The following is a 19,475-nucleotide window of genomic DNA, read 5'->3' on the forward strand; positions in this document are numbered from 1 at the left end:
GCGCTGCAAAGGAAATGGAAATGAAAGCGAAAGTCCTGGTGCTGTACTACTCGACTTACGGCCACACCGAACACCTGGCCAACGCGATTGGCGAGGGTGCCCGCAGTGCCGGCGCGGAAGTCAGCGTCAAGCGCGTCCCCGAACTGATGCCGCCGGAAGTTGCCCGCGACGCCGGCGCCAAGCTCGAGCAGGCCGCACCGGTCGCGCGGCCGGAAGAACTGGCGGACTACGACGCCATCATCATCGGCACGCCGACGCGCTTCGGACGGGTGTCGGCGCAGGTGGCCAACTTCCTCGACCAGACCGGTGAGCTGTGGGCGGGCGGCAAGCTGATTGGCAAGATCGGCGGCGCCTTCGTCTCCACCGCCAGCCAGCACGGCGGTGCGGAAACGACGCTGTTCTCGATCCTGACCAGCCTGATGCACCACGGCATGATCACGGTGGGCCTGCCGTACTCGTTCAGCGGCCTGACGCGCCTGGACGAGGTCACCGGTGGCGCGCCGTATGGCGCCACCACGCTGGCCGGCGTGGATGGTTCGCGGCAGCCGAGCGAGAACGAACTGGCCGGCGCGCGCTTCCAGGGCCGGCATATAGCCGAAATCGCCACCACGCTGCTGCGCGGGCGCAACCAGTAAGGAAATAGGGGAGCGGCCTGGCGCCGCTCCATCATCGCAAACGGAGAGCAACCATGACGGCATCTACCGCGCAGGAACCGGTTGGCAATGCGCACCAGCAGGTTCTGCAACAACTCCAGGTGTATCTCGATGCGATCTACGACGGCGACGCTGCCGCGCTCAGGTCCACCTTCCATCCGGACGCGCAACTGTTTGCCGAGGTCCGCGGCGAGTTCGTGCACAAGCCGGTGGACGCCTACCTGCAAGGTGTGGCGTCGCGCAGGAGCCCGGCTTCGCAGAACGAGCCCTACGGCATGTCGGTGCTGTCGGTCGAAGTAATCGGCAGGGTGGCGTCAGCCAACGTGCTAGTGCGGGTGGGCGACTTCAACTACTACAATTTCCTGTCGCTGCTGAACACCGGCGGACAGTGGGTCATCGTCAACAAGCTGTATACGCACGTGGAGCGTTGAGTGCCTCCACGGCAGACCCTCCCTGGCTACGTGCAATTGTCCCGATACGCCTGCTGCAATTGCTTGCGCGTCTTGTCGCGTTCGATCTTGGGAATGGTGCGGCCCTGCGCGGTCTGCGTGCCCGGGCCGGAAGAGTGGTAGGAACGCTTCTTGGATGTGGCGTTGTACTGCTCCCTCAGCTCCTCGCACTTCGCGCGCGCGGCCTCTTCAGGATCCTGGGTGGCTGCCGACGGGGCTCGATAGGGATTGGTCCCGCCCTGAACGGCATCCGATATGGCGCTCGCGGCACCCTCGGTCGCTGCGCGCTGCGCCAGCGCCGTTGAGGCACAGCCCAGTGCCAGCAGGCCGGTTACCAGGCATCTCATGGATATCGGCATCGTTCTCTCCCCGGGACGGATAACGGGCGTGCCCGCCAGAAAACCATCATATGTGCCTATCGCGGGAATGTCAGAAACTAATGGATCCTAGCGGCACCGCGAATCCGGCGGCCGCATGGCAACATGAGAACGGTGCTGCGATGCAGCATTGGAGGGGTTTCACGGCGTCCTCGGTCCGGCGTTGCCCGCGCAGGCCAATGCATTTTTTCTTTGAGCCGGCGCACATTTTTCAAAGCGCGACCTCCTATAGTCGATGCATACCCCTTGCCCCCAAGGGCAGAACTCGAACCATGCAGCCCCAGAACCTGACCCCCGCAGCGCAGCGCGAAGTCAACAAGGCACCCGGATGGTTGCGCTGGCTCCCGGGACTGCTGGTCTTAAAGAACTATCAGCCGGCCTGGCTGCCGAAAGACCTCGCCGCCGGGCTGGTGCTCACGACCATGCTGGTGCCGGTCGGCATCGCCTACGCCGAAGCCTCCGGCGTGCCCGGTGTCTACGGGCTCTACGCCACCATGATCCCGCTGCTGGTGTATGCCATGCTTGGCCCGAGCCGGATCCTCGTGCTGGGGCCGGATTCGGCGCTGGCGGCGCCGATCCTGGCGGTGGTGTTGCAGGTCTCCGGCGGCGATCCGGCGCGCGCCGTCATGGTGGCCAGCATGATGGCGATCGTCTCGGGCGTGGTCTGCATCGTGGCGGGGCTGATGCGCCTGGGCTTTATTACCGAGCTGCTGTCCAAGCCGATCCGCTATGGCTATATGAACGGGATCGCGCTCACCGTGCTGGTCAGCCAGCTGCCGAAGCTGTTCGCCATCTCGCTTGAAGACGCCGGTCCGCTGCGGGACATGATCAACCTGGGCAGCGCGATCCTGGCCGGGGAAACCAACTGGTACAGCTTCGCGGTCGGCGCCGGCAGCCTGGTGCTGATCCTGTTCCTGAAGCGCTTCGAGCGCGTGCCCGGCATCCTGATTGCCGTGGTCGTCGCGACGCTGGCCGTCAGCGTGTTCGGCCTCGACCAGAACGGGGTGAAAGTGCTGGGCAAGACGCCGCAAGGCCTGCCGGGCTTTGTCTTGCCCTGGGTGAGCGGCGCGGACCTGGTTGCGATCCTGCTGGGTGGCATTGCCGTCGCGCTGATCTCGTTCGCCGATACCAGCGTGCTGTCGCGCACCTTTGCCGCCCGCACCAACACCCGCGTCGACCCGAACCAGGAAATGGTCGGCCTGGGCGCCGCCAACCTGGCCGCGGGATTCTTCCAGGGCTTTCCGATCAGCAGCAGCGCGTCCCGTACGCCGGTGGCCGAAGCCGCGGGCGCGAAGACCCAGCTCACCGGTGTGGTGGGCGCACTGGCCGTGGCGGCGCTGCTGATGTTCGCGCCCAACCTGCTGCAGTACCTGCCAAACAGCGCGCTGGCCGCGGTGGTGATCGCGGCGGCGATCGGGCTGTTCGAGTTCGCGGACCTGAAGCGCATCTACCGCATCCAGCAGTGGGAGTTCTGGCTGTCGATGGTCTGCTTCGCCGCGGTCGCCGTGTTCGGTGCGATCCCGGGGATCATCCTGGCCGTGGTCCTTGCGGTGATCGAATTCCTGTGGGACGGCTGGCGGCCGCACTATGCCGTGCTCGGCCGTGTCGAGGGACTGCGGGGATACCACGACACCAAGCGCTACCCGCATGCGCAGCGCATCGACGGGCTGCTGCTGTTCCGCTGGGATGCGCCGCTGTTCTTTGCCAATGCCGAGTTGTTCCAGGAGCGCCTGTTGGAAGCGATCGACGATTCGCCGACACCTGTACGCAGGGTGGTGGTGGCGGCCGAACCGGTGACCAGTGTCGACGTCACCTCGGCCGACATGCTGCGCGAACTGAGCCACATCCTGCGCGAGCGCGGCATTGCGCTGCATTTCGCCGAGATGAAGGATCCGGTGCGTGACAAGCTCAAGCGCTTCGAGCTGATGGAAGCGATTGGCGACAAGAACTTCCACCCCACGGTGGGCAGTGCGGTGGATGACTATCTCGGCGAACCAGCCTGAAGCCGCGCGGGCGCGGCGCAGGCCGGTTGCGCCGCGCGCCGGCTACTCCAGCCGGAACCCGGTCTGCTTGATGGCCAGCGCCCATCTCTTCTGCTCTGCCGCCATGAAGCTCGCAAACTGGTCCGGAGAGCTCTGGCCGGCCGGCTCATAACCCTTGCTGGCGAGCTGCTGGCGCACGCCCGGTGCGTTCAGGGCCTTGTCGATCTCCTTGCCGAGCATCGCCACGATCTCCTTCGGCGTGCCGGCCGGGGCGACCAGGCCGTACCATTCGCTGGCCTCGATGCCGGGGAAGCCGGCTTCCGCCATGGTCGGCACGTCGGGGAACAACGGCAGCCGCTGCTTGCTGGCCACGGCAATGCCCTTGAGCTGACCGCCCTTGACGAACGGCATCACCGCCGGCACGCCGTGGAACATCACCTGGATATGGCCGCCCACCATGTCGGTCAGCGCTTGTGGCCCGCCCTTGTAAGGCGCGTGCACGATATTGATATGCGCGGCTTCCTTGAACACCTCGGTGATCACGTTCTGCTGGGTGCCCGGACCGACCGATGCATAGCTGAGTTTGCCGGGTTCCGCCTTGGCGCGTGCCACCAGCTCCTTGACCGAGCCGCCCACGGACGGGTTGACCACCAGCATGTACGGCGAGCTTGCCATCAGTCCAAGGGGCGCGAAGTCCTTGCCCATGTCGAAGGGCAGGTTCTTGTGCAGGCTGGCGTTGATCGCCATCGGCGCGCTGGCGACCAGCAGCGTGTAGCCATCCGGCGCCGCTTTGGCGCCCATGCCGGCGCCGATATTGCCGGTTGCCCCGGGCCGGTTGTCGACCACGACCTGCTGGCCGAGACTGGCCGTCATCTTCTCGGCCACCGTGCGGGTGACGGCATCGACGCCGCCGCCTGCCGGCCAGGGCACGATGATGCGGATCGGCCGGTTGGGATAGCCGCCTTGTGCCAGTGCGCTGGTGGCGCAGGCAGCCAGTGCGATCGCGCCCAGGGTACGGCCAAAACGGTTCAGTACGGATTTCATCTCTTGTCTCCTCGCTGTCTCTGATGAGCCCCGGTGACGGTGACGGGGCCTTCGTTGGTTCAGTCTTTGGTTTATGCCGCTTCGGTGGCTTTGATTTGTCCCGGCTGCGCGTCTCCTTGCTGCCATTGCGCCATCAGCCGCTCCCAGCGCGTGCGGGTGGCCGCCAGGTTGCGCGCCTTGACGTGGCCATAGCCGCGGATCTCCTGCGGCAGCCGGGCAATCTCCAGCGCCAGGTCGAGGTTTTTCGCGGAAAGTGCCGGCAGCAAGGCTTCCACGCTGCGCCGGTATTCACCGATCAGGGCCCGCTCCTCCTTGCGCTCCACGGTGTAGCCGAACGGATCGAACGCCGTGCCGCGCAGGCCCTTGAAGCGCGCCAGTACGCCGAACGCGCTGCGCATCCACGGGCCATAGGAGCCCTTGACCAGTTCGCCGGCCTGGTTCTTCCGCGCAAACAGGGGAGGGGCCAGGTGATGCACCAGCCGGACCTTGCCTTCGAACATCGACGCGATCTGCTGGCGGAATGCGGCGCCGGTATGCAGGCGAGCCACCTCATATTCGTCTTTATAGGCCATCAGCTTGAACAGCGAGCGGGCCACGGCTTCGGTCAGGCGGGTGCCGCCGACGACCGATTCCGCCGCCTTCACGCGGCCGACGAACGACTCGTATTGCGCCGCATAGGCCCGGTTCTGGTAGCCGGTCAGGAAGTCGGCGTGCTTCTTCATCAGTTCCTCGACCGGCACCTTGCGCACGAACTGGATCACCTGCGAGCCGGACGGCTGCGCGGGTATCTTCGACATATCGTGGGCGCACAGCCGGCCCCATTCGAAGGCCGCCTTGTTGCTGTCGACCTGCACGCCGTTGAGCTCGATGGCGCGCATCAGGGCTGCGTGCGACAGCGGCACCTTGCCTTTCTGCCAGGCATAGCCGAGCAGCAGCAGGTTGGCGTAGATCGACTGGCCGAGCAGCTGCTTCGCCACCTGTTCGGCGTCGAAGCTGGCGAGCTGGCCCTCGCCGACGGACTGCGCGATCCTGCCCACGGCCTCGCCGACCTGGGGATCCCAGTCGGGGTTGCGGACAAAGGCTGCGGTCGGGGTGATATGGCTGTTCAGCACCACATAGGTCCGTGCCGGCGACATCGCGGCCAGCGAGGTCTTGCTGGCGGCCACCACGGTATCGCAGGCGATTACCAGGTCGGCCATGGCCATGTCGACGCGGCTCGCATGCAGGGCGTCCGGGCTGGCGGCGATCTGGATGTGGCTCCAGGTGGCACCGCCCATCTGCGCCATGCCGGTCGCGTCCTGGGTGATTACGCCCTTGCCTTCGAGGTGGGCGGCCATGCCCAGCACGCCACCGATGGTGACGATGCCGGTGCCGCCGATCCCCGCGACCACGATGCGCTGCGGCTTGCCGGCGTCCGGCAGCGCGGGCATCGGGATGGCCGGCGGTGTGGCGCGGCCGCCAGCCGCCGGGGCGGGGGTCTTCAGCTTGCCGCCTTCGACCGTGACAAAGCTCGGGCAGAAGCCCTTGGTGCAGGAGAAGTCCTTGTTGCAGGTGTCCTGGTTGACCTTGCGCTTGCGCCCGAAGTCGGTTTCCACCGGCTGCACCGCAAGGCAGTTGCTTTGCACCGAGCAGTCGCCGCAGCCTTCGCACACCAGCTCGTTGATGACCACGCGCTTGGCCGGATCGACCATGGTGCCGCGCTTGCGCTCGCGGCGCTTCTTGGTGGCGCAGGCCTGGTCGTAGATGATCACGGTCACACCGGACACCTCGCGCAGCTCGCGCTGCACGGTATCGAGCTCGTCGCGGTGGCGCACGGTGACGCCGGCGGCGAGATTGCTGACGCCCTTGTACTTGTCCGGTTCGTCGGTGACCACGACGATCTGCCGCGCGCCTTCGGCGGCCAGTTCGCGCGTCATCGCCGGCACGTCGAGCTGGCCGTCCACCGGCTGCCCGCCGGTCATGGCCACGGCGCTGTTGAACAGGATCTTGTAGGTCAGGTTCACGCCGGCGTGGATCGACTGGCGTACCGCCAGCAGGCCGGAATGGTTGTAGGTGCCGTCGCCCAGGTTGGCGAACATGTGGGTGCGCTTGCTGAAGGGCGCCTGGCCCATCCAGTGCACGCCTTCGCCGCCCATCTGCGACCAGGAAGTGGTCGAGCGGTCCATCCACACCACCATGCCGTGGCAGCCGATGCCGGCCGTGGCGACCGAGCCTTCCGGCACGCGGGTGCTGGTGTTGTGCGGGCAGCCCGGGCAGAACCACGGCAGGCGGTCGGTGGCGCGCGCATCGCCCTGGGCGGTGGCGCGTTCCTTGGCGTCGATCTCCTGCAGGCGCACGTCCATGCGCGCGGCCACATCGGCCGGCACGCCCAGCGCCTTGAGCCGCTGCGCGATGGCCTTGGCCACCAGCGCGGGCGACAGATCGGCCTTGGCGCGCAGCAGCCAGTCCTCGGCGGGCTTGCGGTGGCTCCATTCGCCGCCGGCGCCGTCGGTGTGGTGGTACTTGCCGAACACGGCCGGGCGCGCGTCGGGCGGATAGTGGTACAGCTCGTCCTTGAGCTGCTGTTCGATGACGGGACGCTTCTCCTCGACCACTAGGATTTCGCGCAGCCCGCGCGCAAAGTCGCGCACGCTGTCGGGCTCCAGCGGCCATACCACGCTGACCTTGTGCAGCCGGATGCCGAGCGCGCGGCAGGTGGCATCGTCAAGCCCGAGGTCGAGCAGGGCCTGGCGCGTGTCGCTGTAGGCCTTGCCGCTGGCGATGATGCCGAGGCGGTCGCCGGCTCCCTCGATCACGTTGCGGTTCAGGCGGTTGGCGCGCACATAGGCGAGCGCGGCCGGCCACTTGAACTCCATCATGCGCGCCTCCGCCGCCAGCGGATCGTCGGGCCAGCGGATATGCAGGCCGCCGTCGGGGAGGGCGAAGTCTTCCGGCAGCACGATGCGCACGCGATCCGAGTCGGTGGTCACCGACGCGCCCGATTCCACCACCTCCTGCACGGTCTTCATGCCGGCCCACAGCCCGCTGAAGCGGCTCATGGCCAGGGCATGCACGCCGAGGTCGAGGATGTCCTGCACATTGGACGGAAAGAACACCGGCAGCCCGCACGCCATGAAGGTGTGGTCGCTCTGGTGGGCCAGCGTGCTGCTCTTGGAGACGTGGTCATCGCCGGCGAGCGCAATCACGCCACCCAGCGGCGAGGTGCCGGCGAGGTTGGCATGCTTGAGCGCATCGCCGCTGCGGTCGACGCCGGGGCCCTTGCCATACCAGATGCCGAACACGCCGTCGTAGCGTTTGCTGGCGGCATCGAAGTCCAGTTGCTGCGAGCCCCATACCGCCGTGACGCCAAGCTCTTCGTTGACGCCGGGTTTGAAGACCACGTGGTTGTCGGCAAGATGCTTCTTTGCCTGCCACAGCGCCTGGTCATAGGTGCCCAGGGGCGATCCGCGGTAGCCGGAAATAAAGGCGGCGGTGTTGTGGCCGGCCTCGGCATCGCGCTTGCGCTGCAGCAGGGGCAGGCGTACCAGCGCCTGCACGCCGCTCATGTAGGCACGGCCGGAGTCCAGCGCGTACTTGTCGTCGATCGACACGGCTTGCATGGCCTGCCGGGCCGCGTCGGGGAGGATTGGAGCATTCATAAGGGCGGTTTTCAGGCAAACAGGGTTGAACGGGGGCTGCCGGCGTGCCGTGGCACCCGGATTTCGGGCAATACTGGTGATGGAAGCGGCGCTAGTCGGGGAGGGGGATGCCGAGTTCCCGGCCGAGCGCATCCAATGCCCGGACCACCGCATCGGGCAGGGCGATGCCTTGCGCGCGGCCTTCGCGCTCGAGCGCGTCGCCACGGTGTCCGGGGAGCCTGGCGTCGGCGCCGCCGGCGGCAAGATAGTTGCCGGTCCACTGCGCCATGTAGTCGGCGAACAACTCCTTGCCGGCAAAGGCGTCCGGCTTGACCAGCCACACAAAACCACCCTGGCGGCCGACCGCGCCGCTGCCGGAGACGGTGTTGCGCGCGGGAGAAAGCGAGTCCGCGGTAGCTGCCATGGCGCCGGCCAGGCACTCCACCATCATCGCGATGCCTATGCCCTTGTGCCCGCCGGTGGGCAGCAGCGAGCCTTCCAGCGCGCGTTGCGCATCGGTGGTCGGATGGCCGTCGGCGTCCAGCGCCCAGCCCGCGGGAATCGGCTTGCCTTCACGGGCGGCCAGCAGGATATGGCCGCGCGCGGCGACGCTGCAGGCCACGTCGAACACGATCGGCGCCGCGCCCGGCAACGGGCAGCCGAAGGCGATGGGGTTGTGCCCGATCGCGGCGCGGGCAAAGCCTTCCATCCCGAGCACGGGCGGCGTGCGCTGGCCGACCATGCAGAAGGCGCCGGCCTCGGCGGCCAGCAACGCCGGGATGCCCAGCGCGCCGAGATGGCCGCACGATTGCACCGCGACCAGCACGGACGCGCTCGATTGCAGCGCCTCCAGCCCGAGTTGCACGGCGCGCGGGCCCGCGATCTGGCCCAAGGCGCCGTCGGCGTCCAGCACGATGCCGCCCGGGAAGGCCTTGTGCGACATCTCGGGGCGCGGGTTGAAATCGCCGGCACGCAGGCGTTCGACGTAGGAGGGGACTCGCGTCAGGCCATGCGTCTTGTAGCCGCGCAGTTCGCTGCGCACCAGCGCGGCGGCGGCTTCGGTCGCCTGGTCCGGCGCCACGCCGCACGACTCGAACACGGCGGCGGCCCAGCGCGCGAGGTGGTCGGTGTTCCAGCGGATACTCATGTCGATTTCTCCCGCACGATCATCAGGCGCTCCGCGAACGGGGCGGCATAGACCGACTGGTAGTAGAGCGGCTGGTCGCGCAGCGTGTAGCCACGCAACTCCATGATGAATGCCGGCGTCTCGGGGTCGAGCCCAAGTTCCTGCGCGGCCACGGCCGGGGCCTGGCCGAAGCGGATCCACTGATCCACGCGCAGCGTCGGCAGCGACAGGCGCTGGCCGATCAGCTCGCGCAGGTTCTTCTCCAGGGCATCCCGGTCCAGCCCGCCAAGTTGCGCGAAGTCTTCCTCGCGCAACCAGAACTCGCTGTAGAGGTCGAAGTGGCCGCCGACGCTGATCACGCGCTCGATGCGCACGTAGCCGTCACCGGCGAGGAACTCCGACCACGGCCCCTTGCGCTTGATCCGCTTCACCGAGCGCGCGTGGACGTAGGACGGCAGCTCATTGCCCTGTTCGTCGCGAAAGCGCAGGTAGCGGACATCGGCCGGCGCCACGCGCGTCCCGGAGACAAAGGTGCCCCGTCCCTGTTCGCGCGTGATCAGGCCGGAGTGCGTCAGCCGTGCCAATGCCTTCTGGACCGTGCCGACGCTGACTCCATGGAAGCTGGCAAGTTCGCCCTCGGAAGGCAGGCGATCGCCCTCGCGCAGTGCGCCGGATTCGATGGAGCGGATGATCGCGTCGGAGACGCTGCTAAGTTTGGTCATGGTTGTTCAGAGGCTCAGTGCGAATCGACTGACCGCGGTCTCCCGGATATCGAGCACCTCGCTGGTCAGCCGCGTGCCGGATGCGACGTCCATCGCATAGCCAAACAGCTGCTCGCCGAGGTCGGAGATCTTGTCCCCGTTCTGCAGGACTCCGCTGACGTCGAAGTCAATGTTGTCGGCCATGGTGTGCAGGGTATTGACGTTGCCGCACACCTTGACGGTCGGTGCCACCATGCTGCCGATCGGATTGCCCACCCCCGTGCCGAAGAAGGTGAGCTGGCATCCGCCGGCGGCCAGCGCAGTGAGATTTTCCACTGCCGCGGCCGGCGCGTCCATGAAATGCAGTCCCTTCTTCTGCGGCGCCTCGCCGTAGCGCAGCACGCCCACCAGCGGGCTGGTGCCGGCCTTGGCCATCGCGCCCAGCGCTTTTTCCTCGACCGTGGTCAGGCCGCCGCGCTTATTGTCGGGCGAAGGCTGGTCGTCGCGCATGTCGACCCCGCGCGAGATCGCCAGGTTTTCCATGTTGCGCACCGCCGTGACAAAGGCCTCGCGCACCCGGCCATCGGCGGCGCGCTCGGCGAACAGGTGCTCGGCGCCGATGAACTCCGAGGTCTCGGAAATGATCACGGTGCCGCCGCCGGCGACCACCATGTCCGCCATGCGGCCGATCACCGGATTGCAGCTCAGCCCGGAAGTGGTATCGGAACCGCCGCACTCGACGCCGATCACCAGCGACGACACCGGGCACGGCACGCGGCGCGCCTTCGACGCCGCCAGCGACAGCCGGCTGGCCTTGCGCGTGCCTTCGGCAATGCATGCGACCGTGCCGTCAGGCTGCAGGTGCACGCGTTCGACCGGCTTGCCGGTGCTGCGGATGCGGCGTGCGACCTCTTCCGTCGACGACTCCTCCAGGCCCACCAGCAGCACCGCGGCGATATTGGGATTGCGGCCCAGGCCGGCCAGCGACTCGAAGGCGAAATCCAGGTCGGCCCCGAACTGTCCGCGCACGAACAGCGTCGTGACCGGGATGCAGCCACCCACGGTGCGGGCAATGGTGCGGGTGACCGGATTGCAGTTGTCCATCACGGAGACCACCGCGACCCAGTTGCGCACACCGACCGCGCCGTTCTCGCGCGGGTATCCGAGGAAGGTTGTTGTCATCTGCATTACCCCTTTTGCAGGTCGCCGCGGGCGCGCGCCGACTCGATGTTGTGAACGTGCATGTGTTCGCCGGCGCGCACCGCGCGGCTGGCGCGGCCGATGACCTGGCCGTACTTCAGGATGGTTTCTCCCTCGACCGTGTCGGCGATGCAGATCTTGTGGCCGAACGGCACGTCTTGCAGCAGCACGAGCTTGCCTTGTCGCTCGCCTTCCAGCGCGCAGGCTTCGCCGGCCTGGCCGGCGTCCAGCAGGGTGGCCACATTGTCGGCCGGGTTCAGTACGATGGCTCGGGGCATTGATAAACTCCTGTATAGGTGTTGAGATCAAATGTAGGGAGCCGGACGGTATGCAGTCAAGAAGAAATAGGGGAACTCAGAGAAAACCACTACTCGCACGGTAGAAGTCCTATATAGAAGTTTGTTGACATCGGCCCGGCCGCTGTCTATCGTCATGACAACGGCGATGTTGTCAGTGCGCCGGAGCATCGACGCAGTGAATCAACGGAGAGGGCGGACATGAACGTCATGTCACACAAGGAGAAGATCGCGAAGCTGCAGGCCCTGCGCGCACGGCTGGATCCGCTGGAGGACTTCGGCCTGTGGTTCTGGGCAGGCATGACCGCCGGCACCCATGCCGTCAATGCAGCACTGCACCAGGCGGGCGTCACGCTGGACGACGACCGGTTCCCGACGCAACCCGGCGTCTACCTGGTGCCGCAGCCCGATGGCGCCCTGAAGCCGGCGTTCCGGCCGCTGGGCGACGTACTGCATGTCGGCCGTCCGAAAGTGGAGGGGCCGGTGCCTGCAGATATCGCCGAGATGATGGAAGCGATGGAGCACATCGAGCACTACCGCGATCCCTGTTTGCGGGAAGGGCTGGCGCCGACCGCCGAGATTGCCGAGGGTTGCGACGCCGCGCTGCGCCGCTGCCTGGCCTTGCTGGAAGCGCGCCTGGAGGGAGACTGCCATGGACATTGAACAGCACATGGCGATGGCGCGCAGCATCGAGGCATCGCTGCAGAAGTGCACCAGCGCCGACTACGAGATGACCATCGAAGGCGCGATGCTGGCGGGCACGCACTGGCTGAATGCGTTGCTGCACAAGCTGGGCGCGACCTCGCCGCAGGCGGATGTGTTCCACACCTACCTGCTGACGGTCAATGAATTCCGGCGGCTGGCGGTGGCGGCGGAGAAGCCGCTGCATGCCCTGGCCGCCATCGAGGACACGCGGGCGCCGTTTGTACGCGGCAACCATCCGGGTGGAGAAGCTGCCGCCGAACGGGCGCTGGAACTACTGTCGCTGATCCGCGCGACGGCGCTTGGCGGCGCGTAGCACAGGCATTCGCAGCAGACACAGCAAGAGACACGTCGAGAGACAGGAAAAGGAGACAACAGTGAAGGCAGTCCGTGTAGTGCCGGGCCCCGAGGGCGGCAAGGTCGAAGTGCAGGATATCCCCGTGCCGGTGGCGGCAGCGGGGCAGGTGCTGGTGAGGGTGCGCGCTGCAGGCCTCAACCGTGGCGAAATCAACCAGGCGAAGGAGCTGCGCTCGGGCAACACGATTACCACCGGCGTCGAATTTGCCGGCGAGATCGCCGAAGTCGGTGAAGGCGTCAGCGGTTGGCGTAAGGGCGACCGCGTGATGGGCCATGGCCGCGGCTGCCAGGCGGAGTACGTGGTGGCCGACCCGTTGGCACTGATCCCGGTGCCGGACGGCTTGTCGTGGATCGATGCCGCGGCGTTCCCGAACGTCTTTATCACCGCGCATGACGCACTGGTTACCAACGGCCGCCTGGTGGCGGGCGAGTCGGTGCTGGTCAACGGCGCCTCGGGCGGCGTGGCGATGGCGGCGATCCAGATCGCCTCGCTGATGGGCGCCCGGCCCGTGATCGCGTCCTCGCGCTCGGCGGCCAAGCTGGACAAGATCAGCCAGTTCGGCGTGGATGTCGGCATCGACGCCTCGCAGGACGACCAGGTCGAGGCGGTCATGCGTGCCACCGGCGACAAGGGGGTCGACATCATCATCGATACCGTCGGCGGCCCGGTGTTCGAGGCCAATATGAAAAGCCTGGCGGTCAAGGGCCGCCTGGTGAATATCGCGCGGCTGGGCTCGGCGACCGCCCAGATCGACCTGACGCAGCTCTGGCTCAAGCGCCTGCAGCTGATCGGCGTGACCTTCCGCACCCGCACGGAACTGGAGCGGCTGGAATGCATCCAGGCCTGCGCGCGCGACATGCTGCCCTTTTTGCGCGCGGGCCGCGTGCGCCTGCCGATCGACCGGACCTTTGCCATGACCGACATCGACGCCGCGCATGCATACATGAAGCAAGACCAGCACGTCGGCAAGATCGTGTTGCTGGTCGACTGAATCCACAGAGAAGCCTGAGATAAGAGGAGACATGATGACAATCCAGATCAAGCCGCTGACCGGCTCCGTGGCTGCAGCCGTGACCGGGGTCGACCTGAACCAGCCGCTCGACGACGCCAGCTTCGAGATCCTGCACCGGGCGTTCCTGGAGCATGGCGTGCTGGTGTTCCGCGGCCAGCATCTGCAGCCGGCCGCGCAGGTTGCGTTCGCCCGGCGCTGGGGCAAGCCGGTGCAGGGCAACCCGCTGCTCAAGGGCCTGACCGAGTTCCCGGAACTGGCGCAGGTCACCAAGATCCCGAAGGAAACTGCCTCGACCGAGGCCTGGCATTCCGACTCGATCTATACCGAGGTGCCGCCGAAGATCTCGATCCTGTCGGCCGTCACCATCCCCATCGGCGGCGACACCATGTGGTGCAACCAGTACGTCTCGTATGACCGCCTGTCGCCGGCGATGCAGCGCATGATCGAAGGGCTGCGGGCCCGCTTCTCGGGTGCGCGGCTGGCCAAGATGACGGGTTCGGACAAGGTGCCGACAGCGGTGCATCCGATCGTGCGCACGCACCCGGAGACCGGACACAAGGCGCTTTATGTCGGCCACCCCGACACCGCGCAGTGCATCGAAGGCATGACCGAAGCGGAGAGCCGTCCGCTGCTCGACTTCCTGTATGAGCACTCCGTGACGCCGGACAACGTCTACCGCCATATGTGGCAGGAGGGCGATGTGGTGATGTGGGACAACCGCTGCACCATGCACTACGCCGTGCACGACTATGGCAATGCCGAACGGGTACTGAACCGCGTGACGCTGGAAGGTGAAGTGCCGCGCTGAGAAGTACCGTCACATCCGGCGCCGCATCCGCCAGAGAGCGGGCGCGGCGCCCGGCACACAGGTTGCCCGTCCACCCCCGACGCACGGAATGCACGGGAACAAAGGAGATTGAAATGCAGATAGGGATCCCGACTGAGTCGCGGGCGGGGGAGGCGCGCGTTGCCGCAACGCCGGAGACCGTGAAGAAATACGTGGCACAGGGCCACCAGGTCGTGGTCCAGGCTGGCGCCGGCGTGCGTGCCAGCCAGACCGACAGCGCCTATGAGGCCGCGGGCGCGCGCATCGGTACCGCCGCTGAGGCGCTAGGCGCGCAACTGGTGCTGAAGGTGCGCGCACCGGACGAAGTCGAGTTGGCGCAGATGAAGCCGGGTGCCGCACTGGTCGGCATGCTCAATCCCTTCGATGCCGAGAACAACGCGCGCATGGCCGCCGCGAACATCACCGCCTTTGCCCTGGAAGCCGCGCCCCGCACCACGCGCGCGCAGAGCATGGACGTGCTGTCGTCGCAGGCCAATATCGCCGGCTACAAGGCCGTGCTGGTGGCAGCGCACCATTACCAGCGCTTCATGCCGATGCTGATGACCGCCGCGGGCACCGTCAAGGCGGCGCGCGTGCTGATCCTCGGCGCCGGCGTGGCCGGCCTGCAGGCGATCGCCACCGCCAAGCGGCTGGGCGCGGTGATCGAAGCCTCCGACGTGCGCCCCGCCGTCAAGGAACAGATCGAATCGCTCGGCGGCAAGTTCCTCGACGTGCCGTTCCTCACCGATGAAGAGCGCGAGATCGCGCAGGGCGTGGGCGGCTATGCGCGCCCGATGCCGCCGGACTGGATGAAGCGCCAGGCCGAACTGGTCCACCAGCGCGCGATCCAGGCCGACATCGTCATCACCACTGCGCTGATCCCCGGCCGCAAGGCGCCGGTGCTACTGCAGGAAGCGACCGTGCAGCAGATGAAGCCGGGTTCGGTGGTGGTCGACCTGGCCGCCGCGCAGGGCGGCAATTGCCCGCTGACGGTGGCCGACGAAGTGGTCGAGCGCCACGGTGTCGTGCTGATCGGACACACCAACCTCGCCAGCATGGTCGCGGCCGACGCCTCGGCGCTGTACGCGCGCAACGTGCTCGACTTCCTCAAGCTGCTGATCGACAAGGACGGCAAGCTCGTGATCAATACCGACGACGACATCGTCGCGGCCTGCCTGATGACGCGGCGCGAAGAACTGGCGTTGGCCAGCTGAATGGGCAATCAAGGAGATATCGATGGAAATGGTTAGCCACACGGTGATCAACCTGATCATCTTTGTACTGGCGATCTACGTGGGCTACCACGTGGTCTGGACGGTAACCCCCGCGCTGCACACGCCGCTGATGGCGGTGACCAATGCGATCTCGGCCATCATTATCGTCGGCGCCATGCTGGCCGCCGGCCTGACCGAGGGCTACGTTGGCCGCGCAATGGGCACGCTGGCGGTGGCGCTGGCGGCGGTCAATGTGTTCGGCGGCTTCCTGGTCACGCAGCGCATGCTGGAAATGTTCAGGAAGAAGGCACCCAAGGCGCAGCTTGAAGCCAAGGGGCAGCCCGGCGGCAAACTGGCGGAGGTAGCGCAATGAATGGCCTGTCGATGAATATGGTGACCCTGTCCTACCTGGGCGCGTCGGTCTGCTTTATCCAGGCGCTCAAGGGGCTCTCACACCCGACCACGGCGCGGCGCGGCAATGTCTTCGGCATGGCCGGGATGGTGGTCGCGGCACTCACCACGGTGGCGCTGATTTTCAAGCTGAAGAGCGAGTTGTTGTCCGGCGGGGCGGACCCGTCCGCGCCGGGCACCGGCCTGGCGCTGATCCTGGCTGCGCTGGTGGTGGGCGGCGGCATCGGCGCCTATGTGGCAAAGAAGGTGCAGATGACCAAGATGCCCGAGCTGGTCGCGGCGATGCACTCGCTGATCGGCCTGGCGGCGGTGTTTATTTCCGTGGCGGCAGTGGCGGAGCCCGCTGCCTTCGGCATCACGGCTGCCGGTTCGCACGACATTCCGCTGGGCAACCGCATCGAACTCTTCATCGGCTGCTTCGTCGGCGCCATCACGTTCTCGGGCTCGGTGATCGCCTTCGGCAAGCTGGCCGGGCGCTACAAGTTCCGCCTGTTCCAGGGCGCGCCGGTGGTGTTTGCCGGCCAGCACTGGCTGAACCTGCTGCTGGCGGTGGCGATGGTGGGCTTCGGCATCGCGTTCTTCCTGACGCAGGCGTGGATGCCGTTCCTGGTCATGCTGGCGCTCGCCTTCGTACTGGGCGTGCTGATCATCATCCCGATCGGCGGCGCCGACATGCCGGTGGTGGTATCGATGCTGAACTCGTACTCGGGCTGGGCGGCAGCCGGCATCGGCTTCTCGCTGAACAACCCGATGCTGATCATCGCGGGCTCGCTGGTGGGCTCCTCCGGTGCGATCCTGTCGTACATCATGTGCCGGGCGATGAACCGCTCGTTCTTCAACGTGCTGCTGGGAGGTTTCGGCAGCGACGCCGCGGCCGCGAGCGCCCCGGCAGGGCAGGCGCAGCGCAACGTGAAATCGGGCTCGGCCGATGACGCCGCCTTCCTGATGGGCAATGCGGAGACGGTCATCATCGTCCCGGGCTACGGCCTGGCGGTTGCGCGCGCCCAACACGCGCTCAAGGAGCTGACCGAAGCGCTCACGGAAAAGGGCGTGACCGTGAAATACGCGATCCACCCAGTGGCGGGCCGCATGCCGGGCCATATGAACGTGCTGCTGGCCGAGGCCGAGGTGCCGTACGACCAGGTCTTCGAGATGGAAGACATCAACAGCGAGTTCGGCCAGGCCGACGTGGTGCTGGTGCTGGGCGCCAACGACGTGGTCAACCCGGCGGCCAAGAACGACCCCAAGTCGCCGATCGCCGGCATGCCGATCCTGGAGGCCTACAAGGCCAAGACCATCATCGTCAACAAGCGCTCCATGGCCGCCGGCTACGCCGGGCTGGACAACGAGCTGTTCTACATGGACAAGACCATGATGGTGTTCGGCGACGCCAAGAAGGTGGTCGAGGACATGCTCAAGGCCGCCTGAGCCGCAGATTCACAGCAATAACGAGGAGACATGGAATGAACCAGCAAGAACGCAACCTCGGCCTGTTTGCCGACCTGGAAGGCAAGGTGGCGCTGGTGACCGGGGCCTTTGGCGGCCTGGGCCTGCATTTTGCGCAGACGCTGGCGCGCGCCGGCTGCAAGGTGGCACTGGCGGGGCGGCGCGTGGTCGAAGGCGAGGCCGTGCTGGCGGACCTGCGCAAGCAGGGCGGGCAAGGCTGCGTCGTTGCGCTCGACGTCAGGGACCCGGCATCGGTCGGTGCGGCGTTCGAGGCAGCGCGCCAGCGGCTCGGCCCGGTCCAGGTGGTCGTCAACAGCGCCGGCATCGCTACCACCGGGCCGGCCATGGAGGTGGAGGAGGCCGCCTGGCAAGGTGTGATCGACACCAACCTGAACGGTGCCTGGCGCGTGGCGCAGTGCGCGGCGCGGATGATGCGCGAAGCCGGCAGCGGCGGCAGCATCGTCAATATCGCGTCGATCCTCGGCCTGCGCGTGGCGCAGCAGGTCCCTGCCTACACCGCCGCGAAGGCGGGCCTGATCCACCTGACGCGCTCGCTGGCGCTGGAGTGGGCGCGGCACGGGATCCGCGTCAACGCGCTGGCGCCGGGCTACTTCGAGACCGACATCAACCGCAGCTTCTTCGAGACCGACAGCGGCCGGGCCATGATCGGGCGCATTCCGCAGCGCCGGCTGGGCCAGCCCAGCCAGCTCGACGGCGCGCTGCTGCTGCTGGCCTCGGATGCGTCCGACTACATGACCGGTACGGTGCTGCCCGTTGACGGCGGCCACGCGGTCAGCTCGCTCTGAGCCCACCCGCAATCGAGGAGAGCGATCCGATGCAACAAGCCCTTGCAGTTCCCGCCGCCACTGTCGGATCGGGTTTCGACAGCGCTGCCCTGGCAGCGCTGCTGCACGCAGAAGGCCTGATCGACCGGCCGGAACTGACCCTGGAGCGCCTTGCCGGCGGCCAGTCCAATCCGACCTACCGGCTGGCCTGCGGCGCGCAGCAATACGTGCTGCGCACCAAGCCGCCGGGGCAGTTGCTGTCGTCCGCCCATGCCATCGACCGCGAGTACCGCGTGATGCACGCACTGCGCGACAGCGACGTGCCGGTTCCGCGGCTCTACCTGTACAGCGAAGACACCGCGATCCTTGGCACGCCCTTCTACGTGATGGGATTCCTGCAGGGCCGCGTGATCTATGACCAGTCCCTGCCGGGCCAGTCCCCGCAACAGCGCGCCGCGATCTACCGCGAGATGAACCGCGTGATCGGCGCCTTGCACCGGGTGGATTACCGCGCCGCCGGCCTGGCGGACTACGGCAGGAGCGGCGGCTACGTGGCGCGCCAGGTTGCCCGCTGGGCCGGCCAGTGCCGCGACACCGGCATGGACGACAACAAGGCGCTGGCGGCGCTGGCAGAGTGGCTGCCGCAGCACATCCCGGACGCGGAGCAGACCAGCGTGGTGCATGGCGACTACCGCATGGACAACCTCGTCTTCCATCCCACCGAGCCCCGCGTCATCGGCGTGCTCGACTGGGAGCTGTCCACGCTCGGCCACCCGCTGGCGGACCTGGCCTACCACTGCATGAGCTGGCATATTCCGGCCGACCTGTGGCGCGGTATCGGCGGGCTCGACCTGCAGGCGCTGGGCATTCCCAATGAGGCGAACTATCTGCGCTGGTACGGCGAGACCAACGGCACGCACGCGCTCGAGCACTGGGACTTTTATCTCGCCTACAACTTCTTCCGGCTCGCGGCGATCATGCACGGCATCGGGAAGCGTGCCAGGAGCGGCAACGCCGCCGCGGCGGATGCCGTCGAGACCGGCAGGAAGGCGGTGCCGCTGGCCGAACTCGGGTGGCAATTCGCCATGCGCTACCGCGCGGCAGGGCGTTAGCGTCGACGTACGGTCCGGCGCCAGCCGGATCGAAGCCTCCGCAGGTGATGGAATCTGCCCTGGGTTCCTTATCGGGAATCAAAGTTTGCCTTCCGATCCGGCCTAGCTTAAAGATAGGAAGGGGAGATGGGGCCCGCGGATTCATGACCGCATCGGAACCGGTT

19 protein-coding genes are annotated in these 19,475 nt (G+C 67.0%); 12 read left to right on the forward strand and 7 right to left on the reverse strand.

Annotated elements, in window-relative coordinates:
• Positions 1–20: 20 nt before the first annotated feature.
• Positions 21–635 (forward strand): NAD(P)H:quinone oxidoreductase, encoded by a 615-nt coding sequence (gene wrbA, locus K307_RS31860; RefSeq protein WP_042887643.1) that lies wholly within the window; start codon positions 21–23, stop codon positions 633–635.
• 53 nt (positions 636–688) lie between these two features.
• Complete coding sequence (locus tag K307_RS31865) at positions 689–1,084, forward strand: nuclear transport factor 2 family protein (RefSeq protein ID WP_051975247.1); 396 nt, start codon at positions 689–691, stop codon at positions 1,082–1,084.
• Positions 1,085–1,110: 26 nt separating this feature from the next.
• Here the strand turns inward: K307_RS31865 and K307_RS31870 are convergent, their stop codons facing one another.
• Positions 1,111–1,461, reverse strand: coding sequence for a hypothetical protein (locus tag K307_RS31870; protein WP_042884925.1), 351 nt, complete (start codon positions 1,459–1,461; stop codon positions 1,111–1,113).
• A 290-nt stretch (positions 1,462–1,751) separates the two neighbouring features.
• On the opposite strand from K307_RS31870, the gene K307_RS31875 reads away from it, so the two are divergent.
• Positions 1,752–3,482: a SulP family inorganic anion transporter gene (locus tag K307_RS31875; protein ID WP_042884926.1), complete on the forward strand. Its 1,731-nt coding sequence runs from the start codon at positions 1,752–1,754 to the stop codon at positions 3,480–3,482.
• Positions 3,483–3,524: 42 nt separating this feature from the next.
• Here the strand turns inward: K307_RS31875 and K307_RS31880 are convergent, their stop codons facing one another.
• The 6 genes from K307_RS31880 to K307_RS31905 all read right to left on the reverse strand — a co-directional run bounded on the left by K307_RS31880 (position 3,525) and on the right by K307_RS31905 (position 11,427).
• Positions 3,525–4,505, reverse strand: a complete 981-nt coding sequence (locus tag K307_RS31880; RefSeq protein ID WP_042884927.1) for a tripartite tricarboxylate transporter substrate binding protein — start codon at positions 4,503–4,505, stop codon at positions 3,525–3,527.
• Positions 4,506–4,576: 71 nt separating this feature from the next.
• Positions 4,577–8,143 carry an indolepyruvate ferredoxin oxidoreductase family protein gene (locus K307_RS31885; protein WP_042884928.1) on the reverse strand — a complete coding sequence of 1,189 codons (3,567 nt, stop codon included), beginning with the start codon at positions 8,141–8,143 and terminating at the stop codon, positions 4,577–4,579.
• Positions 8,144–8,234: 91 nt separating this feature from the next.
• Complete coding sequence (locus K307_RS31890) at positions 8,235–9,269, reverse strand: Ldh family oxidoreductase (RefSeq protein ID WP_042884929.1); 1,035 nt, start codon at positions 9,267–9,269, stop codon at positions 8,235–8,237.
• Entirely contained in the window at positions 9,266–9,970 is a 705-nt protein-coding gene (locus K307_RS31895; RefSeq protein WP_042884931.1) for a GntR family transcriptional regulator, read from the reverse strand. The genes K307_RS31890 and K307_RS31895 overlap by 4 nt, the downstream gene beginning before the upstream one ends.
• A 6-nt stretch (positions 9,971–9,976) precedes the next feature.
• On the reverse strand, positions 9,977–11,131 hold the full coding sequence (locus tag K307_RS31900; RefSeq protein ID WP_042887645.1) for a UxaA family hydrolase: 1,155 nt from the start codon (positions 11,129–11,131) through the stop codon (positions 9,977–9,979).
• Between the two features lie 5 nt (positions 11,132–11,136).
• Positions 11,137–11,427, reverse strand: coding sequence for a UxaA family hydrolase (locus tag K307_RS31905; protein WP_022534327.1), 291 nt, complete (start codon positions 11,425–11,427; stop codon positions 11,137–11,139).
• A 219-nt stretch (positions 11,428–11,646) separates the two neighbouring features.
• Between K307_RS31905 and K307_RS31910 the strand changes: the two genes are divergently transcribed.
• The 9 genes from K307_RS31910 (at position 11,647) to K307_RS31950 (ending at position 19,311) form a co-directional block, all read left to right on the forward strand.
• On the forward strand, positions 11,647–12,108 hold the full coding sequence (locus tag K307_RS31910; RefSeq protein ID WP_042884932.1) for a hypothetical protein: 462 nt from the start codon (positions 11,647–11,649) through the stop codon (positions 12,106–12,108).
• Positions 12,098–12,463 carry a hypothetical protein gene (locus tag K307_RS31915; RefSeq protein WP_042884933.1) on the forward strand — a complete coding sequence of 122 codons (366 nt, stop codon included), beginning with the start codon at positions 12,098–12,100 and terminating at the stop codon, positions 12,461–12,463. Before K307_RS31910 ends, K307_RS31915 begins: the two co-directional genes overlap by 11 nt.
• A 61-nt stretch (positions 12,464–12,524) precedes the next feature.
• A complete protein-coding gene (locus K307_RS31920; protein ID WP_042884935.1) occupies positions 12,525–13,496 on the forward strand; it encodes a zinc-binding dehydrogenase in 972 nt (323 codons plus the stop codon).
• Positions 13,497–13,530: 34 nt separating this feature from the next.
• Positions 13,531–14,325: a TauD/TfdA dioxygenase family protein gene (locus tag K307_RS31925; RefSeq protein ID WP_042887647.1), complete on the forward strand. Its 795-nt coding sequence runs from the start codon at positions 13,531–13,533 to the stop codon at positions 14,323–14,325.
• 113 nt (positions 14,326–14,438) lie between these two features.
• Positions 14,439–15,557, forward strand: coding sequence for a Re/Si-specific NAD(P)(+) transhydrogenase subunit alpha (locus tag K307_RS31930; protein ID WP_042884937.1), 1,119 nt, complete (start codon positions 14,439–14,441; stop codon positions 15,555–15,557).
• 22 nt (positions 15,558–15,579) lie between these two features.
• On the forward strand, positions 15,580–15,930 hold the full coding sequence (locus K307_RS31935) for an NAD(P) transhydrogenase subunit alpha (RefSeq protein WP_042884939.1): 351 nt from the start codon (positions 15,580–15,582) through the stop codon (positions 15,928–15,930).
• Positions 15,927–17,396 carry an NAD(P)(+) transhydrogenase (Re/Si-specific) subunit beta gene (locus tag K307_RS31940; RefSeq protein ID WP_042884940.1) on the forward strand — a complete coding sequence of 490 codons (1,470 nt, stop codon included), beginning with the start codon at positions 15,927–15,929 and terminating at the stop codon, positions 17,394–17,396. The genes K307_RS31935 and K307_RS31940 overlap by 4 nt, the downstream gene beginning before the upstream one ends.
• Positions 17,397–17,431: 35 nt before the next feature.
• A complete protein-coding gene (locus tag K307_RS31945) occupies positions 17,432–18,220 on the forward strand; it encodes an SDR family NAD(P)-dependent oxidoreductase (protein WP_080745285.1) in 789 nt (262 codons plus the stop codon).
• Positions 18,221–18,249: 29 nt separating this feature from the next.
• Complete coding sequence (locus tag K307_RS31950; protein WP_042884945.1) at positions 18,250–19,311, forward strand: phosphotransferase family protein; 1,062 nt, start codon at positions 18,250–18,252, stop codon at positions 19,309–19,311.
• The last annotated feature ends 164 nt before the right edge of the window (positions 19,312–19,475 follow it).

Origin of the sequence: Cupriavidus necator A5-1 (genome assembly GCF_000744095.1) — a bacterium.
Taxonomy (GTDB): Bacteria; Pseudomonadota; Gammaproteobacteria; order Burkholderiales; family Burkholderiaceae; genus Cupriavidus; species Cupriavidus necator_A.

Excerpts from the sequence above, each read along its gene's own strand:
- wrbA (WP_042887643.1), top strand. The coding sequence starts at position 21 with ATGAAAGCGAAAGTCCTGGTGCTGTACTACTCGACTTACGGCCACACC.
- K307_RS31865 (WP_051975247.1), top strand. The coding sequence starts at position 689 with ATGACGGCATCTACCGCGCAGGAACCGGTTGGCAATGCGCACCAGCAG.
- K307_RS31870 (WP_042884925.1), bottom strand. The coding sequence starts at position 1,461 with ATGCCGATATCCATGAGATGCCTGGTAACCGGCCTGCTGGCACTGGGC.
- K307_RS31875 (WP_042884926.1), top strand. The coding sequence starts at position 1,752 with ATGCAGCCCCAGAACCTGACCCCCGCAGCGCAGCGCGAAGTCAACAAG.
- K307_RS31880 (WP_042884927.1), bottom strand. The coding sequence starts at position 4,505 with ATGAAATCCGTACTGAACCGTTTTGGCCGTACCCTGGGCGCGATCGCA.
- K307_RS31885 (WP_042884928.1), bottom strand. The coding sequence starts at position 8,143 with ATGAATGCTCCAATCCTCCCCGACGCGGCCCGGCAGGCCATGCAAGCC.
- K307_RS31890 (WP_042884929.1), bottom strand. The coding sequence starts at position 9,269 with ATGAGTATCCGCTGGAACACCGACCACCTCGCGCGCTGGGCCGCCGCC.
- K307_RS31895 (WP_042884931.1), bottom strand. The coding sequence starts at position 9,970 with ATGACCAAACTTAGCAGCGTCTCCGACGCGATCATCCGCTCCATCGAA.
- K307_RS31900 (WP_042887645.1), bottom strand. The coding sequence starts at position 11,131 with ATGACAACAACCTTCCTCGGATACCCGCGCGAGAACGGCGCGGTCGGT.
- K307_RS31905 (WP_022534327.1), bottom strand. The coding sequence starts at position 11,427 with ATGCCCCGAGCCATCGTACTGAACCCGGCCGACAATGTGGCCACCCTG.
- K307_RS31910 (WP_042884932.1), top strand. The coding sequence starts at position 11,647 with ATGAACGTCATGTCACACAAGGAGAAGATCGCGAAGCTGCAGGCCCTG.
- K307_RS31915 (WP_042884933.1), top strand. The coding sequence starts at position 12,098 with ATGGACATTGAACAGCACATGGCGATGGCGCGCAGCATCGAGGCATCG.
- K307_RS31925 (WP_042887647.1), top strand. The coding sequence starts at position 13,531 with ATGACAATCCAGATCAAGCCGCTGACCGGCTCCGTGGCTGCAGCCGTG.
- K307_RS31930 (WP_042884937.1), top strand. The coding sequence starts at position 14,439 with ATGCAGATAGGGATCCCGACTGAGTCGCGGGCGGGGGAGGCGCGCGTT.
- K307_RS31935 (WP_042884939.1), top strand. The coding sequence starts at position 15,580 with ATGGAAATGGTTAGCCACACGGTGATCAACCTGATCATCTTTGTACTG.
- K307_RS31940 (WP_042884940.1), top strand. The coding sequence starts at position 15,927 with ATGAATGGCCTGTCGATGAATATGGTGACCCTGTCCTACCTGGGCGCG.
- K307_RS31945 (WP_080745285.1), top strand. The coding sequence starts at position 17,432 with ATGAACCAGCAAGAACGCAACCTCGGCCTGTTTGCCGACCTGGAAGGC.
- K307_RS31950 (WP_042884945.1), top strand. The coding sequence starts at position 18,250 with ATGCAACAAGCCCTTGCAGTTCCCGCCGCCACTGTCGGATCGGGTTTC.